This is a genomic window from Gudongella ferriphila (genome assembly GCF_046224405.1).
Lineage (GTDB): Bacteria > Bacillota > Clostridia > Tissierellales > Tissierellaceae > Gudongella.
On sequence record NZ_JBJXRK010000029.1, the window covers coordinates 13024 to 30849 of the forward strand.

General features: G+C 42.0%; 16 protein-coding genes and 1 riboswitch. Of the genes, 3 read left to right on the forward strand and 13 right to left on the reverse strand.

The window, feature by feature from the left end; translation table 11 throughout:
- Positions 1 to 60: 60 nt before the first annotated feature.
- On the forward strand, positions 61 to 651 hold the full coding sequence (locus tag ACKVDP_RS11675; RefSeq protein ID WP_409229047.1) for a LysE family transporter: 591 nt from the start codon (positions 61 to 63) through the stop codon (positions 649 to 651).
- Between the two features lie 14 nt (positions 652 to 665).
- Here the strand turns inward: ACKVDP_RS11675 and ACKVDP_RS11680 are convergent, their stop codons facing one another.
- The 13 genes from ACKVDP_RS11680 to ACKVDP_RS11740 form a co-directional block, all read right to left on the reverse strand.
- Positions 666 to 1394 (reverse strand): GNAT family N-acetyltransferase, encoded by a 729-nt coding sequence (locus ACKVDP_RS11680; RefSeq protein ID WP_409229064.1) that lies wholly within the window; start codon positions 1392 to 1394, stop codon positions 666 to 668.
- A 21-nt stretch (positions 1395 to 1415) separates the two neighbouring features.
- Positions 1416 to 1550 carry a hypothetical protein gene (locus ACKVDP_RS11685; RefSeq protein WP_409229049.1) on the reverse strand — a complete coding sequence of 45 codons (135 nt, stop codon included), beginning with the start codon at positions 1548 to 1550 and terminating at the stop codon, positions 1416 to 1418.
- Positions 1551 to 2342: a phosphotransferase gene (locus tag ACKVDP_RS11690; protein WP_409229050.1), complete on the reverse strand. Its 792-nt coding sequence runs from the start codon at positions 2340 to 2342 to the stop codon at positions 1551 to 1553. It abuts the gene before it with no gap.
- Between the two features lie 89 nt (positions 2343 to 2431).
- Positions 2432 to 4396: a sensor domain-containing diguanylate cyclase/phosphohydrolase gene (locus tag ACKVDP_RS11695; protein WP_409229051.1), complete on the reverse strand. Its 1965-nt coding sequence runs from the start codon at positions 4394 to 4396 to the stop codon at positions 2432 to 2434.
- A gap of 20 nt (positions 4397 to 4416) precedes the next feature.
- The gene (locus ACKVDP_RS11700; protein WP_409229052.1) at positions 4417 to 6543 is read right to left on the reverse strand and encodes a putative bifunctional diguanylate cyclase/phosphodiesterase; all 2127 of its coding nucleotides are present in this window, start codon (positions 6541 to 6543) and stop codon (positions 4417 to 4419) included.
- A 248-nt stretch (positions 6544 to 6791) separates the two neighbouring features.
- The gene (locus ACKVDP_RS11705; RefSeq protein ID WP_409229053.1) at positions 6792 to 7916 is read right to left on the reverse strand and encodes a GGDEF domain-containing protein; all 1125 of its coding nucleotides are present in this window, start codon (positions 7914 to 7916) and stop codon (positions 6792 to 6794) included.
- A gap of 136 nt (positions 7917 to 8052) precedes the next feature.
- A complete protein-coding gene (locus ACKVDP_RS11710) occupies positions 8053 to 8169 on the reverse strand; it encodes an LDCC motif putative metal-binding protein (protein ID WP_409229054.1) in 117 nt (38 codons plus the stop codon).
- 12 nt (positions 8170 to 8181) lie between these two features.
- Positions 8182 to 9540 carry a sensor histidine kinase gene (locus ACKVDP_RS11715; RefSeq protein ID WP_409229055.1) on the reverse strand — a complete coding sequence of 453 codons (1359 nt, stop codon included), beginning with the start codon at positions 9538 to 9540 and terminating at the stop codon, positions 8182 to 8184.
- Positions 9537 to 10223, reverse strand: a complete 687-nt coding sequence (locus tag ACKVDP_RS11720; RefSeq protein WP_409229056.1) for a response regulator transcription factor — start codon at positions 10221 to 10223, stop codon at positions 9537 to 9539. Before ACKVDP_RS11720 ends, ACKVDP_RS11715 begins: the two co-directional genes overlap by 4 nt.
- Positions 10224 to 10240: 17 nt before the next feature.
- Positions 10241 to 10621 carry a hypothetical protein gene (locus ACKVDP_RS11725; RefSeq protein WP_409229057.1) on the reverse strand — a complete coding sequence of 127 codons (381 nt, stop codon included), beginning with the start codon at positions 10619 to 10621 and terminating at the stop codon, positions 10241 to 10243.
- Between the two features lie 5 nt (positions 10622 to 10626).
- A complete protein-coding gene (locus tag ACKVDP_RS11730) occupies positions 10627 to 10872 on the reverse strand; it encodes an SHOCT domain-containing protein (protein WP_409229058.1) in 246 nt (81 codons plus the stop codon).
- Positions 10873 to 10885: 13 nt separating this feature from the next.
- A complete protein-coding gene (locus ACKVDP_RS11735) occupies positions 10886 to 11068 on the reverse strand; it encodes an SHOCT domain-containing protein (RefSeq protein ID WP_409229059.1) in 183 nt (60 codons plus the stop codon).
- A gap of 118 nt (positions 11069 to 11186) precedes the next feature.
- Positions 11187 to 12110: a DMT family transporter gene (locus tag ACKVDP_RS11740; RefSeq protein WP_409229060.1), complete on the reverse strand. Its 924-nt coding sequence runs from the start codon at positions 12108 to 12110 to the stop codon at positions 11187 to 11189.
- Between the two features lie 226 nt (positions 12111 to 12336).
- A riboswitch (cyclic di-GMP riboswitch) is annotated at positions 12337 to 12420 on the forward strand.
- 306 nt (positions 12421 to 12726) lie between these two features.
- On the opposite strand from ACKVDP_RS11740, the gene ACKVDP_RS11745 reads away from it, so the two are divergent.
- Both ACKVDP_RS11745 and ACKVDP_RS11750 read left to right on the forward strand, forming a co-directional pair.
- Positions 12727 to 15351, forward strand: a complete 2625-nt coding sequence (locus ACKVDP_RS11745) for a hypothetical protein (RefSeq protein ID WP_409229061.1) — start codon at positions 12727 to 12729, stop codon at positions 15349 to 15351.
- 625 nt (positions 15352 to 15976) lie between these two features.
- Positions 15977 to 17826 (forward strand): hypothetical protein (locus ACKVDP_RS11750; protein ID WP_409229062.1); only part of this gene is annotated, 1850 nt, incomplete at its 3' end.

The following is a 17826-nucleotide window of genomic DNA, read 5'->3' on the forward strand; positions in this document are numbered from 1 at the left end:
TATATAAGTTAAAATATTGTAATGCTTCAGTTCTTTAAATTGTTGCGAGGAGGTATTTACGTGCCTAATTTTCCTGCATTTTTATCATATGTACTCATAACCACATTTACACCAGGTCCAAATAACATTATGTCCATGTCAAACTCCAGCAGATATGGGTTGAAAAAGAGCATCAACTTCAATTATGGGGTTTTTGCCGGATTCTTTACGGTTTTGCTTCTAAGTAATCTATTCAGTAGAACCCTCTTTGAATTCATTCCTATGATAAAGCCATATATGACCTTTATTGGAGCGGCCTACATATCCTGGCTTGCCTGGAAGACCTTTAATAGCAAACCTCCCTCAGGCAATGCCACGGACGATGGCAAAAGCACCACAAAATTTACCAAGGGATTTCTCCTGCAGTTTGTGAACCCAAAGGGTATAATCTATGGTGTTACTACAGCATCTACCTTTATTATTCCTTATTATTCATCTCCGGTCATCTTGTTCCTATTTGCATTATTAATGGCTATCCTAGGCTTTATATCAACTGTCAGCTGGGGGTTGTTTGGTTCCATCTTTCAAATGTTCATGAAAAAACACCATAGGCTTGTGAACTCAGTTATGGCATTGCTTCTGGTGTATACTGCAATTTCACTTTTTATGTGATTTCTGGATACGGTTTATGATTGCTCTTTGATTATTTTCCTAAGATACCTCATTTTCACATACTCCCTAAAGCCTGATTGCTTGTACAAATCCATCGCTGTCTTGTTCCAATCCACTACTTTCAGAAACACTTCGCCATTACCTTTTTCAAGAACTCGGTTAACGCAATCATTTAGTATTTTTCTGCCATAGCCTCTCCCTTTTTGGGAAGGAACCACAAAAACCTCATCAATTTCATTTCCTTTGATCATTGCCGAGCCAACCCAGGTGCCATCTTGGAAAAACAAGTATGTATTTTCAACCAAGTTCTCCATTTGCTTCTGGAGTATCTCCATCCGTTCAGGGGATCTGTTTTCAAATATATTGTGTGGCCTTACATCTATCTCTTTTCTCATGGTTTCGAAGGCATCTCCCATTGCCCTATGGTAGGCGTCAAAGTCATCCTTTATATATAATCTTGACTCCAGTCCGGAATCAGCCATTCTATCTCCTGAATATACCATACCAATAACACAGAACCACTCTCTAAAATAATTCTTGGAAAAGAGCTGCTCAAGGTCATGGTCCTTTGTATCATGGGATGCCATAACAAACTCCAGCATATTGGTTTCTATTTCCCTTTCAGCCCTTCTCCACAGCTCATCCAAGGCCTCTCCCCTGTTATAGACTTCGTTGTAGACAGAAATTACAAGCTCACCTGACCTTCCCCACTCAGGGCTGTTCCATAGGTGGAGATTGTACATTCCCACTATTTTGCCATCTATTTACTTTACTTTAATATTAATTCCATCCTCCAGTTCACCTTCAAGCTCACCACCTTCATCCTCCGAAAAAGGATGATGAAGTCTAAACAGCTCAATTACCTTAGGAATATCATCCACTCCATACTTCCTTATCATCTACAGTTCCTCCTGAATAAAGTTCTTTAGCCTCCCAATTTCAGATTCAGGCAGCTTCTCATTTATTCTTGCAGCTGCAACCAGGAGCATGCATTTCTTGAATTCATCTTCACAGTACCCCTTATCCTGGAAATATTCATCGAGATACTCCTTAATGAGTATCTCTCTACTTAATTTAACGACTCCCCGAAACAGAGCATTATGGAAGGGCGATGATGAAAACCTTAGCAATATTACAGTTTTTGCGACATCTAGCAAAGGGTTTCCTTTTCCGGAATCCATCCAGTCGATGACCTTTTGCCCCTTATCTCCAACAAATATGCTGTCAGGATGAAAATTCATGTGGCAAAGTTTATCATCTCCCGATACATACTTTAGAATCTTAGACAGTTTAAGCTTCTGTTCATCTTCAAGCATGGTTGAGCTTCCTATTTTCTGATCGATTTCATCCGTCACTTTGGGTAATTCATCAACAGTAATTTTATGTATGCTTCTGTGGGTTTGGGCCATTATTGCTGCGTACCCCCTTACACGGATAGGATTATTCAACAGATTATATGTTATGGACTTGCCTTGAATATTTTCATAAACAATCCCTTCCCCTTCCTCCAGCGAGACCCTGTCATGGATTTCAGGACAAATCTGGGTTTTTTCTCTGATGATAAGGGTTTTTGAAAACTCACCATCCACCTTCTCCACAGGAATAAAATCATAGAATAGCTTAAGTACAAGGTCGGTTCCCCAGGAATATATTTCTGCATTTCTTGCTCTTGCTATACACTTATCCAGCATCTCACACCCCCTCTAATAGAGATACCCTGTTTTCTTGCATATATACAGAAAAATATAAAGTAAAGAGAGAGCTACGTGCTCTCTCAGTGTCAAATCTCATCCTTTATCTTAATCAATGCCCCAGTTACCATGGGGTCAAATTTTCTTCCAGCATCATATTCTATCTGTTCAATGGCCTGGTCCTTTGTAAGCATCTCTCCGTTCTTATCCCTTGTAAGAAAATCGTAGGTCTCAGAAACGGAAATTATTCTTGAAAGAACCGGGATCTCTATGCCCTTAAGTCCTTTAGGATACCCTTCTCCATCCCATCTCTCATGATGTGCAAACACAATTTCTGCTATGTTTACTGTCTCATTGAAAAGGTTAAGGATCCTGTAGCCAGCAATTGGGTGCTGTTCCATCTCAAGCTCTTCCTCTTCTGTCAGTTCCCCCTTTTTCTTGAGTATCTCATCAGATAGGATTATTTTCCCAACGTCATGATAGTATGCCGCATCCTTCAGCCTTTTTAGAATCTCAGGTCTAAGATTAAGGCTTTTCCCAATCATCCCACTGATTCTTGCAGTCTCCTCGGCATGGCTTTTCTCCCTCAAACTTCTCTCATGGAGGGTACTCATGAGGTTTTTAAGCTGGTCCTTTGATACTGTGTTGTAATTCAGTGTCTTGTCCAGATACATTCTTTTATCGGCCAGCTTCAGGATTTCATCCATGCTTTCCCCTGTTTCTGTTTTCACAGCACACCCAGTGGAAATGCTACCCTTGAATATATTGATCTTCTTGGATTCAATACTCTTCTTTATTCGTTCACATATCCTTTCCGCATCCTGGAGTGTAGTTGAGGGAAGCAATATGGTGAACTCGTCCCCACCTGTCCTGGCAATTATATCATCTGACCTGCAGATCTCCTTCATGGTCTGGGCAGCCGCCCTAATCAAATCATCTCCGGCCTCATGTCCTAGAATGTCATTGGTAAGCTTGAGCCCATTGATGTCTCCAACTATAACAGATATGGGCAGATTCCTATCAACATCAAGCCTTTTTACCTCCTCCTGGAAAAAGGTTTTGTTGTACAGGTTTGTTACAGGATCATGGAAGCTAAGATACTGAAGTTCTTCTTGAATCTTTCTTTTTTCAGTTGCATCTGTGAAGGTTACCACTGCGCCTACAATCTCTCCGTTCTCCTTTTGCGGATGTGAATCATATTCGACATCAAAGCAGGATCCGTCCTTCCTCCAGAAAACCTCGTCATCTACAAAAGCTGGGATGCCTTCGTCTATGGACTTCAGGATCCTGCATTCCTCTACCGGCATAATATCACCATTTCTGTATGAATGATGTATCTGATAATGCATGTTTTTGCCAAGCAGCTCTTCCTGACTTTCATAGCCAAGTATTTCAAGTCCACTTTGATTGCAGAATGTGCATAATCCTTCCCTGTCCATACCGTAGATTCCTTCCACGGTTGAGTCCAGAATAAGCTGAAGTTTATCCTTGCTGCTGTTTAACTCTGTGTTGATTTCCTCAATATCCTCATTTATCTTTCTTCGTGCCTCAGCTATAAACAAAAGGACTGCAATGCTTATCAAAGCGCCGCTTATTATTATGTTTGTCTGCTTCTTGTTGTTCGCCTCAAGAATTGTCCTTTGGGTTATATCCTCAAGAATTGAAAACAGTACTGTCCTTCCCCCGTACTCATAGGGATAGGACTGTACTTCCAGGGTTTTAATGCTTCCATCCGCCATCCTGTGATTAACCGTATATGTGTTTCTATCTCTGCTGCTTAGTTCACTCCATCTGGGAACCCTGTCATAGCTTGTTCCAGTCCTCAGATCATAGACATCCATTGTTTCCAACATCTTTTTCTCGTATCCATAGAAATCAACAGCTGCCTGGTTGGCATAGACTATTCTTCCATTGCTTGGATCAATGAATATCATCATGGAGCCGTGGCTATCCACAAGATCATAGAAATCAGGTGCATCACTGGCCCATGAAAATGGATTGGTTAAAATCATCATTACTATAACAAAAAGGAAACTCAATCCTTTTCTTTTCATTCTATTACCACCGTTCAGTATTAATTTTTCTTATTGGTACTGGCCATAAGCTCCATGGCCTCCTCTGGGGGTACCGGCTTGCTGAAAAGATACCCCTGCATAAAGTCACAGCTATTTCTCCTAAGGTATTCCAGCTGAACATCCGTCTCAACTCCCTCAGCAACAACCTTGAGGCCACTCTTATGAGCCATTGATATTATGTCGTGGGTAAGGTGACTGTCTTCAGTGAAGTCATCAATCTTTTTTATAAAGTATCTGTCTATTTTAATTAAGCCCACATTAAGCTCACCAAGTCTCGAAAGGGATGAGTAGCCTGTGCCAAAGTCATCCAGGGATATTTCTATTCCAGCATCCTTAAGGGCTTTCAACTTCTGATTTATTATATGATAGTTCTCCAGCAGGATGGATTCTGTAATCTCTAGCTCCAATCTCTCAGGCTTCAGCTCATACCTATCAAGTATACCCTTCACCCGATCCACAAAATCATCCCTCAAGAGCTGAATACCTGAAATGTTCACTGCAATTGTCGCATCCCTGCACCAATCGCACTCCATGCCCTTGGCAAACCTGACTGCCATTTCCAAAAGCCTGTATCCAAGAGGAGAAATGATAAGTCTCTTTTCTGCAATATCTATGAATTCCATTGGAGGAATTGTCCCAAAGCTTTCCGAGTTCATTCTTGCAAGGGCCTCAAATCCTGATATCCTTCCCGTTGACAGTTCAATCTTTGGCTGATATTCAAGGTAGATTGTCTCTGAGTTTGGATTCAGGACAAAGTCCCTGATTTCATTTTCAATGGTATCCCATCTGCTTACCTTTTCACCCATGTCCTCGCTGAAGAAAATGTAGTTTTTTGAGGACTCCCTTGGAAGATGGTCAAGGGCTATTGATACCTCCCTTAAAAGGTTATCCACATCAACATAATTCTTTATTGATTCAACTATTGCTATCTGGCTGTTGATGTATTGCCTGTTCCTGCTGTTTTCAATTGGTTTGTCCAGCATATCCGTTATTGATTCAGTCAGCTGAATAAGCTGATCCTTGTCCCTGTACCTTTCAATAAAGACAACAAACCTGTCAGAGGTGAACCTGCTTATGAGATGGCTGTCTCCAATTACAGCCCTCAACCTCTTAGCAATTTCCCTTAGTATCTCATCCCCGAAATCATAGCCGTAGGTCATATTGATATATCTGAAGTTTTGTGTGTTAATAAGAAGTATAGCCTTTTCATCCACCTTTTTTTCACTGATTGCCTCCTGGATGTATTCCTTAAGGTACTCCTGATTTGGAAGGCCAGTCAAACCATCATAGTAGGCCAATTCAACAAGCTGCTTATTTTTTCTGATAATATAGGCTGCAAATATTCCTATTACAACAAAGACACTTGTAAGATTGTAAATTCCATTCTTGACAGCCTCACTCACAACAAGATCCATGTCCTCAGTGGACTGGGCAACTGCAAGGGTCCCAATCTTGTCCTCCCCCATATAGATTGGAACAAGACCATAGTAAAGCTCCTGACCCTCAATGTCAATGTTGGAGTTGAATTCCTTGTTTCTCCTTATTGCATCCACAAGGTCAGTATTTGTGATCGAAGTTCCAATGTATTCCTCAATGGTACTGCTTACTATTTCAAGGTTTTCATCTATGAAGTACAGGCTGTGGACAAGCTCAGCATCCTTGATCTCATCAAGAAGCTGCTGCATCTCAAATCCTCCCAGAAAATCATGAATTTCCTCAGCATATATTCCCACCTGGACAAATCTACCGTCCTCCCTTTGAAAATATGCATACTTAAAATATCGGTCGCTCTCTGAATCCTGCCTGATTTCCTCTGCATGGAACCGTAGAGGATTGTTCATGAACTCATACACTGGATGCCCTTCAGGAGCCTGCCACCCGATGTATTCTCCATCGCTTGAGAACACAATTTCTCCTTCAGCGTTATAGGAATATATTACGTCCACCCTGTACCTTTCAGCCATTTCCGCAAGTCTATCGTTATCCAGCGCTCCTTGCAGGAGGACCGTTGACCTTGAAGCGACGAGAAGCCTTTCTTCAAGAAGCTCATTGAGGGTATCCCTTGCCTCCGCCGATTTACTTATCCCAACAGCGTAGCTTTTTGCATACTCCATGGAATCCATCATAAGATGCTCTCTGTAGTACTCAATCCTGCTGTTGACAGAGGAAATCGTGACCAGCAGATAGGCTATGAATACCAAAAGGAATGGAAGAAGGACAATTTTTTTTGTTTACAGTTGTGGATTTAATCTGTTTTTTCAAAGTATCACCAAATTTCATTTTATCGCTTAAATACCCTGAAGCTCTAAATTCAGGGTATTAAATAATAATTTTATGTACTTATTCTATCACAGATTATGTATCCATTCCACAATCAATTGACCTGGTTTCTATGTTTTACTTTCTTTACCTGATACATTCTTTCATCAGCCTTTGTCAATAGATCTACAACGTCTCTTTCCTCCTTTGGATAAAGGGCATGACCTGTGCTTAACCCTAAGAATTCTATGCCTCTTGGATTGTTAAGGAACTGGAAATCGTCAAATCTCTTCATCAGGGCGTCGCAATTGTCAAAATCGCAGACAACCACGAACTCATCTCCGGAAATCCGGTAAAATCTATCCTTCTGTCCCAAAAAAGTCCTTGCCGTATTGGCAAATGCAACAAGATAATCATCACCGGCCTGGTGACCATAGTTATCATTGATTTGCTTAAACTGATCCAAATCAGCAAATATCAATCCGAACACCTCATCTCTGGAGATTCTTCTGGTGACATCCTCCATCATGGCCTCCCTGTTTCCCAGTCTTGTCAGAGGATCCCTTCGAACTCTTCTACCTATGGATTCAGCATCCTTGCTGGATTTTACAAAGGAGCTTGCAAGCTGCAATGATAATGTGGATATCAATATCAACAAAGTAGGCTCAACCATCTCACTGAAGAGGGAATGTCCGTATACATATGAAAAGTTCATTAGGAAAAGAATGCTGACTGTCGAGATGCTAAGTGTCATAAGGATATTCACAGATAGCTTGTCCATGTTTCTTATTGTATATATGAATTTTTCACTCATAAACCTGAAATATGTACTGTAGGTAATCAAATAGAAGGCTGTCTGGATAATAAGTGAGTTAAGCTGAAGATTATCCGGATCTATCTGATATGCAATTCTATGGGAAATGATGTAGATAAAGATAGTGTACACCCATGCAGTTGCCATTATGGTGAGTGTATTCCTGGCAGGCTGATCCGTAAGGAACCTGAGAGGAATGTAGTAAACCAGTGTAAATACAAGGTAGAGTCCATCACCATTAAACAGGTATCCTTTTGGTACCACAGATGCCACTGCATAAAAGGCTGCTATAAAAAGCAAGGTTACAAAAAACAGCACACCCAAAGTCGCTCTCATGCCCTTTTTTAGCCTAGAGCTCTTCAAAGTCAGATGCATATTTGCAGCCAGCATTTGTAAAACCAGTAGAATCTTAATAAACAACAGCATTTGGGGCCCTCCTAGTTGGATTTGAAACTGCTTATCTCTATTATACTCTACTGGGATATTATTACCAAGAAAATTTCACTGATAATCGAAAAATGGTGCTCCCTTTACCTGGAGCACCATTTTTAATTTACTTGGCTTATTTCTGTGTCTTGTTTAGACTGCAGCAATCCAACTTCCTGTTTCCAAACTGACTTTCATTGGCCCTTGCAAGCTTCTCTATAAATTCATTCAGCTTTTTCTTGAACTTTTTCATCTAATCTCTCCCTTAATCTGCAGGCAGCTCAATGATGAACCTGCTGCCCTTTCCTTTCTCAGACTGCACGGATATTCGTCCCCCAAGCTGTCTTAGGTTCTCTGCAGCAACATACAGCCCGATACCTTCTCCACTTTTTCCTGAATCACCTTCTCCACTGTAGTATGCATTGAATATCTTATCCCTATCCTTTTCAGGGATTCCAACACCTGTATCCATTATTTCAATACCCAGCCTCCCATCCTGCATTCCATAACTAATTTCAACCCTGCCGCCTTCCTCGGTGTACTTGTAGGCATTTGTCATGATGTTATATATTGCCTGGCTAAGCATGTACCTGTCTGTACTTATGGTCCTCTTATCATTTGTAAGGAGGTTAAGCTGAACTCCCTTTCTGGAATACTGAGGCTTAAGTCCCGCCATTATTTTTCTGATCAGCTGATTTAGCTCCACCTCTTCAAACTTTATTTCACCCTTGGTGGATTCAGCATCTATGAGCTCACTCATGTTTGAGATTATGGCAGTTATGTTTTGTATCTGATCCTCCAGTATATTTATCTCCTCCTGGTCCACTTCAACCATGCCATCCTCAATCGCCTCCAGATGGGTCTTCAGTATGGTCAAGGGAGTTCTGGTCTGATGGATCAGCTGGTCCGTCAGTTCCTTCCTGCTCTTTTGTCTGAGCTTCAGCCTTACATTCAGGTCATCAAGGGTCTCCCTGATGCTTGTTATCTCCTGTATAAATGATTTCTCCACAGGCGACGGATTCCCCTCCTGTATTGCGGTTGCCTGACTGGCAGTTTTCTTTAGCTCCCCAGCCATGCGCCCACTGATCAGAAAGCCCACGACAATTGCTATAAGGAGGGCTATCAGGGCTGAAAATACGCTGTTCCTAATCAAGGCTGATTTAAACAGCAGCGCCCCGGATGTATTTTCCGTGGAACCGAATCTTGTAATCTCAAGATTCCCGACCAGCTCACCATTGGATGTTACCTGGTACATGAACTCCTTCGCGGAATTGCTTGTGAACCTTTCATACATTCTGCTGTTCATCATATGTCCACCCATCATTGGTATGTCAGCTCTAACATCCACAAGCTGTCTACCCTCAGTATCCAGAAGCCTGATCCTTACAATCGGCTCTATGAGGTGCGAGCTCAATTCCCTGCTCATCTGTGAATAGGAAAGATCCTCCCTCTCCAGGGCAGCCCTTGTATATTCAATGATCTGCTCTGTGTGGTTCTCGTAGCTTTCATCAAGGTAGTCCACAAAGTACCGGTCAGTAAGGGATGTCAGTATGGTTGCATTTAATCCAACAGACAGCACAACCACTAGGACCATCACAATAAGGAGAAGCTTTCTTATGGTCATGCCCCTTCACCTCCGAACTGGTAGCCAACCCCGTACTTTGTCACTATATATTCTGGATTCCTTGGGTCATCCTCTATCTTTCTTCTCAACCTTTTTATATGGGTGTCGATTGTCCTGTCATAGCCATCGTAATCGTGACCGAAGGACTTCTCAATTAGCTGTTCCCTTGTTAGAATCAAGCCTTTGTTCTTCATAAAGGTATGAAGTAGCTTGTACTCGGCTGATGTGATCTCGAGTTCCCCCTGGCCCTTCAATAGCCTCATGCTCCTTGTATAAAGCCTCAGGTCGCCAACTGCCAGAACCACCTCGTTTGATTCATTGTATACTCTTCTGAGCAAAACCTCTATCCGCTTCATCAGCTCCCTGGGGCTGAAGGGCTTGACAACATAGTCATCCGCACCCAGCTCAAAGCCCTTTATCCTGTCTGCTTCCTGCTCACGGGCTGTTAGCATGATGGCAGGGATATCGGATGTTTTTCTGATCTCCTGAAGGACCTGGAATCCATCTATTCCAGGCAGCATGATATCAAGGACCGCAAGGTGGTAGGCCGCTTGGGAGAAAAGCTCCAATGCTTCAAATCCGTCCTTTGCAATGTCATATTTGTAGCCGTTTTTGTTAAGGTATTTTGCCACTATGGAGCTGATTTCCTCCTGGTCCTCCACAAGAAGTATTTTGAAATCCATCACTTCACCCTCAATCTCTATCTCTCTATGATCTCATCCCTGTAGTAATATCCATGACATCCCCTGAAATAGCCCTGATTTTCATCAAAGTCTTCCCAAAGGGGAAAGTCTCCGTCTTCATAATATCTCCACATTGGATGGTTAGGATATTGATACCCTCTGTATGGCCATGCATTCACATCTTCCTGGTCTTCCACAGGTGCTCTGTATCCTTCATCATCCCAGTAGGGATTCATGTAGCCTCTACCAGGCATTCTTCCCCTATAGTATTCATCCTGCTGGTCATCGTTGTAGTAGCCTCCAAAGCCCATGGCATAGGTGTTATACTTCATAAACACTCCACCTGCTGTAAATACAACTGCAAATATCAATAGAACCGCTATTGTTTTTTTCATCATCACATCTACTTCCTTTCCAAAATATTTTTCTTTGCCAAATACTCTTCCTCGGTTATTTCGCCTCTGACAAACCTATCCTTCAATGTCTCCAGATAGGAATCATCCCTGTTGCTTCTGTTTCTTGACCTGATCCAAAGAATAAGTGCAACTGCACCCACCAGCAGACCAATGCCAATCAAAAGGTCCCAGCCTCCGAAGAAGCCGCAGCAATTTCCCAATCCAAATCTATAAAAGCCCCTGTTAAACATCATGATTCATCCCCCCTTATTTTCTCAAAACTTCCTTCATTCTAATATATTCCTCTTCGTCGATTTCTCCATTTACAAACCTTTCCTTTAGCTTGTCCTCAGGACCATTGCCTCTTACTGGTCCCTTACCAACAGGATTATCTCCTGTTACAAGGTAGTAGACAGCAACCCCAATAAGCAAGGCTACAATTATCATCATCACGATTCCCCCTCGTCTGTTTTTATCTTTATCTTAATTATGGGACACAAATGTGACCTAATTATGACATATTGGTTTTTCACACAAAAAAACGGCCCTTGGGCCGTAATTTTCTAAGCTATTCACTAATGGCGTTCTTTTTGCTGTTTCTGCCTATGATGTTATCACCCTGGGAAATCAGCATTCCCGCAAGCATAAGAAAGGCTCCAAAGTATCCCCTCAGTGACATGATCTCCCCTAGAAGGACCGCTCCCCCAAGAGCCGCAAACACCGCTTCGGTGCTTAATGCAATGGCTGCATGGGAAGGTTTTGCATGCCTTTGGGCCACAACCTGCAGTGTATAGGCAACACCAACTGACATCAAGCCTCCGTAAAGTATCGGGACTCCTGCGCTTAAGATATTTGCAACCTGGATATCCTCAAACACAAGCGCAACCATAAGGCTCAACAAGGAGCAGGTAGCAAACTGTGCCGATGAAAGCTTCAGGGTGTTGACCTTTGAGGCAAAGTGTCCTATCACAAGGATGTGGGTTGCCCAGAAGAAGGCTCCAATAAGCTGTAAAAGGTCTCCAAACTGGATGGTCAAATCCTCGTTGATGCTAAGGAAGTATAATCCTATTGCAGCTACGATTGCTCCAACCCAGATAAATCCATTGGATTTCTGCTTTATAAAGAGACCCAATATGGGCACAAGTACTATGTATAGGCTTGTAATAAAGCCGGCCTTACCTGCAGTTGTATAGATCAGACCAACCTGCTGGAGGGCTGCAGCTGTGAAAAGAACGCTGCCAGCAATCATTCCGTACATGAAAATCTTCCTAGTGTCATTCTCGCCCGCATCCTCAGCTATTCCCTTCCTTTTGTTGGACCCCTCCACAAAATATATCACAGGTATAAGGGAAAGGCTTCCCAGTGCGAACCTTAATGCATTGAAGGTGAATGCCCCCAGATAGTCCATTCCAATCCTCTGTGCCACAAAGGCCAACCCCCATATTGCAGCTGTCAAAAGCAGCAAGAGACTTGATCTCAATTCCTTGGTCATTGTCATATCCCCCAGTTTTAGCTATTTTTATCCTATTCCCTCTTTTCATTGTACAGGAAGTGTAAATTTATTTCTACCCCCTAAAACTGCATGAAGGTTTCTTGCATAATAATTACGTTTTCAAAACAAAATCTTGAAAACTTTTTAACGATTTATAGTGGTAGTTTATGAAATTAGGGGTATATTATTAGCGAGATATGTTATTATGTAAAAACTGAAGTACATAAACTATATGGAGGCATTGATTAGGGGGGATTACTATGGACGCTTTCCCCCTTATGAGCCAATAGCGTAACCGACCAAGATGGTCGGTTTTTTTGTGTATAATATATTAAACAAACCTCAAAAAATGAAGGAACCCGGAGAGCCTGGTCAGCATAGCCGGATTCCTGCAACATCCAATCCTCGCTAAAGGTCTGTTTGTTGTGTCTATATTATACTATTTTAGCCATTTTAAATCAATCATAAATCTAAAACTTAAGGAGGTGTTGCGGATGATGGGTTGCATAAGCAAATAAATTACGAGGAGGTGATTGGATAACAATTGATTAGTTTCAAACTTAATAGAAATTCCCTTAATTGATGGTAACGAAATATATTTTGAGGAGGAAAAATGATGAAACCGAGAAAATGGTCTTCAATTTTACTGGCTTTGACCATGATATTGGCACTGATTCCGGCAAATGCATTTGCAGAGCCCGAGCCAATAGTCGAACCTAACTTTGGATTTGTTCCAAACTCTGGTGAAGCAAGTGTATCAAAGGTTGACTTGGTCAATAAAACTGAAGTTGCCAGGTATTACACTCAACCACGTGTAAGCCCGACAGCAGATTACAACTGGCGTACCTCACGTATTGCCATGGACGCTTACGGCAATGCCTGGGTGCTTAATACAGGTGCAGATGGCGTTAATCTTCAAGGTTCAGTTGTTAGAATTCAAGCAGATACTACAGGCTTGACAACACATGCCTACCCTGACCCAGTGCTTGCATTCGGTACAGACGAAGCTGTCAAGGTATTCAATGTTGGTGGACTTGGTGATATGCCAAGGGCAATTGCTATAGACGAGGATGGATATATTTGGATAGGCTTCTACAGCAGCGGAGCGTTGATGAAGTTTGAATTTGACGGAACAGACTTAAATCAAGTAGGAGAAACAATAGTTACAAATCCAAAGTTAAATTTCTATGAAATGAAATTCGCACCTGATGGGATGCTCTATATCTCAAGCAGAAACTCTACACCTACTAGAAGTGGAGATTATGGAGTTTGGAGCTTTAACCCAAACAATGGTGAATTTACTGAAGAATGGAATGTAGACTCTCCATACTCATTACTTATCGACCCTGATTCAGGTCAGGTGTATGCAACAAGCTATAGTAATGTATTATGGATTAAGGGAACAGGTACTGTGGCTATCTCAGGAGCACAGAACCTTCGTGGTATGTCATTTAACGGACTGGGCAAAATCTGGATAGCAAGCACAACTGCAGGATCCGGTGGAAATCGGGTCTGCTGGTATGACATTGGAGCTGGCACAAGTGGATATATTACATTGCCTATCGGTACAACACCAGTTGGTGTTGGAATGGATGAGGCTGGCTTGATGTGGGCAGTTTGCCGTACTGATGGAGATACATCAGGTGGTTACTTGGTAGCATTTGATCCTCATGATGGAAGTCCTGAGGGCTCAATCAAGGTCGGCTACAGACCATATGCCTATGGTGACTTTGTAATGCCAGTACCAAGGTATTGCATCGAAGGTACCAAAACAGAAGACTTTTACACTGGACTTAAAACAAGAGTTCCATTGGAAGACTGGTCAATCTATCTGTATGATCGTACATTAGACCCAGGTGAAATACCAGGTGTTGCAACAGAAGGATTGCTGGCTTCCACAATGACAGATGAGTTTGGCGACTACAAGTTCTGCGGCCTAGTTGCAGGAACCTATTATGTATACGAGATGTTTGATGACTGCTATGGGCCATTTGATCCAATCAGCGGTATGATAGAGGTTACTCTACCTGATGATGGTAATGATGGCAATGCAGTGGACCAGGATTTTGTAAACAGACGAGGCAAAATCCAAGGTATAAAATTTAAAGATACTCTTGGAACTGGTACTACCCTATCAGGTTGGGAAATCTTGCTTTACAAGGGAGAACCAGCCGTTGGTGAACCGAATAAAGCTGATGCTTTCAAGTGGACAACTACTGATAGCAATGGTTTCTATTTCTTCGATCTTCTATGCCCAGACACATATTTTGTATATGAGTTAATGCAGGATGGTTGGGTACAAACATATCCGACCGAGGGATTCTGGACAGTTGAACTCGCTGCTGGTGTTAGGGCAACAGGTAAGCATTTTGTGAACGAAGAAGAAGAATTCTTTGACCTGTGCGGCTTCAAGTATGGTCTTGACTATGCTGGCTTCATGGATGATCCATGGCCAACTGACAATCCTCTTCCTGGATGGACAATAATCCTTGAAAGATTTGAGGATGATGAGTGGGTTGAAATCGATAGAGATGTAACCAACTCATTAGGCAAATACTGCTTCCTTGATCTTCCTGCAGGAGAGTACAGATTGTCAGAAGAGGCAGATGGTGAGAAGGATGGATTCTGGATGATGAATGGCAAGTACTGGCTTCAAGTAGGCCCAGAGGACAAATATATATTTGCCAGCTTGCCTGAAGATGGAATGGAATGTGGCGATTGTGGCGAAATTTCAATTGACTGCATATGCCCACCACCTCCAGTAGAAAAATCATTTGACTTCTACAACCTGTGCCACACTGATGAGACCGCCTGGATGTTTGGTGACATTCTTCACTCAGATTTGGGTATCCCTGCTCAGAATTGGGGCTGGAGCTTAGGATTGGGTATTGTTGAGCAAAGTACAGATCCATATCCAATTGAAGAAAATGTACCAATCTACGCAGGTGCAGCCCAAAACGATATCACAAAAGGATACCTGATAGGTCATCTTGATATCTGGTGGAATGGTACTGATGTTGAGATTAGAAATGTAGACATTGATGAGAATATAGTTGAAATGAATATGATGGTATGGATCGGAAATACAGAGTTGCCACTGTTTAGAGGCGCAATGACCAATGCACCTGGTAAACTTATAATTGATCCTGCTATCGATTACAGTAAACCAGTATTTGTGGCAGTTCACTTTGATTCATATGTACCATGTGGATTTCCACATCCAGAAGTAATGCCAGAATAGTAGGAATCAGATATCAGCAAATAGATGCAGTAGTCTTAAGAGGGTTGGAAGCCAGGTTTCCAACCCTCTTAACTTTAGATCAGCTCAAAACAACTCTAATTTTAGTCATCACATTTTATTGAGAAGGCAATGTGTAGTATTTTTGTAATTTTTACAATAAATTCATATTCAAGGTAGAGTAATGAAGTTTTATGGGGGTATAGTATAACTGAAATATAGTATTTTTGGTGGCCGTGATTAAAGGGAATTATTATGGACGCTTTTCCTTTTATGAGCCAATAGCGTAACCGACCTTTTGGTCGGTTTTTGTAGTTTTTGAGACCCTGTTTTTATGGGAATCGATTCTAAATAGAGAAGGAATCCGGGGTGCCTGGACAGCTATACCGGATTCCTGCAACTTCCAATCCTATGTATAGGTTTGGCTTGTTGTGCTTTTACTATACCATATTTAGCCTTTTACAATCAATTGAATATACATAAAATTCAAGGAGGTGGTGCGTATGTTGGGGTGTAGAAGCAAAATACTTTGTAAGGAGGTGAGATAATAGAACATTCGACAATAAATCTTGACTAGTTTTCCCATAATTAATGGTAAAAATAATTTCTACAAGAAAGGAGAATTTATATGTATGCGAGCATGGTAAAGCGTAGCACGAATAAATTTCGGCTGATTTTTATAGTTACGCTTGCAATGGTACTGCAGCTTCTAATGCCAATGTCGCTTGTTTACGCAGGTGACAACGACCTGTTCCCTCATGCCTTCAACATCGGCCAAAACTTCAACAACAATGGCTGGAGCTCTGGTAATGCAGGAAAAACCTATGAAGAGGGTGAATGGGTTTCATTCATTACCAGGATAGACAATGTTGTCTGGGATCAGAATTCGTCATCAGCGCTGGATAGAGTTGGTACTGAATTTACTTTCTATCAGGACAGCAGTGTGGCTAAGGATGGTAAGGGATCAGTGTTCTTTGACCTTGTCAGAAACATTTCTGTAAGTACAGACCCGACTGTCTTTACCAACAACTACGGATTCCCTGATATGAATGGTAATCCTTACCCAATAACAGATAGGGATACTGCGAACATTGCACAGAATGAGGACAATGAGTATATTTTTAGTAGCTTTAGCAAAATAGATCTTTCTGAACAAGAAATCAAGGAGCAAATCAATATCTCTGCTGCATATGCAAAAGGTCAATCTACAGATATAATAGGTAGCAGATTTGACACAACAAGGGTTTGGTATGTTACCAGGGATCAGATACTTGATGCATTGGAGCTTGAAGAAGCAGATCCAAAACCTGGCACAATCTATGTATATTATCAGATGCACCTTGCAAGATCATTCCTTTGGAACAGCTTGGGAGACCTTGACGGAGACCCAATGACACCTGATGTTCCACTTATAAATGTTTATTCAGAAGAGACAGCACCTCCCTATGACTGGGGTGGATGGCTATACACTGAGGACTTCCTTGGTATGACAACATCCTATGGCGCTGGACTTTACAGTAACGGATCACCTTCCAACTCACAGACCTATTTCAGAACAGCAGGTGGTTCAACTGCAGGAGCAAAGACCTTGCCGATGCCAAGCGTTGGGATTCCTGAAGCAAGAATATCCGGATACAAATTCAATGACTTAAATAATAACGAAATATGGGATCCGGGCGAGCCCCCAATTGAAGGCTGGCCAATTACAATTAGATTTGACCTGTATGATATTCACAATGTGGAAAAAACAATAATGACAGATTCCAATGGATACTTCCTTTTCGATCACCTGTCATACAACTTTGTCTATGAGATCACAGAAGGAGTCATGGAGGGCTACACCCAGTCATATCCAACGCTCTCTTCAATGGGAGAAGGAATGTATGTTGACCCTTCAGGTCCATCCTACAACCGAGATACTTCCTGGTGGAAGGTACCATTTGATGTTACGGAGGACAGCTCCTACGACGAAATGGACAGGGCTGATATAGGTTGGAGTGCAAAACCTGGTATCAACAACACTTCAATAACCAATGCAAACTTTGGAAATACCAGAGGTGGTTACCTGAAGCTGATCAAGACATGGTCTGGTTATCCAGATGGCTTTGATGACTTCCCTGATGAAGTGACTGGAACCATCACCGGCCCTTACGGATACGATGAAACATTTACGATTGAACCTGATGAATTTGGTGTTTGGGAGGAAATCATTGGTCCATTGCCTCCTGGTGAATACACCATTGATGAGGATGATGTTTTAGGCTGGAGCACTACACTAAATCCTGCCGATGGCAAGGTTGATGTAACTGCTGGTACCGAGGCTCAGGCTGCAAGCATCAGCATAATAAACAGCTTGGATAAGGGCTATCTGAAGATCGTCAAGACATGGTCTGGTTATCCAGATGGCTTTGATGACTTCCCTGATGAAGTGACTGGAACCATCACCGGCCCTTACGGATACGATGAAACATTTGAGAT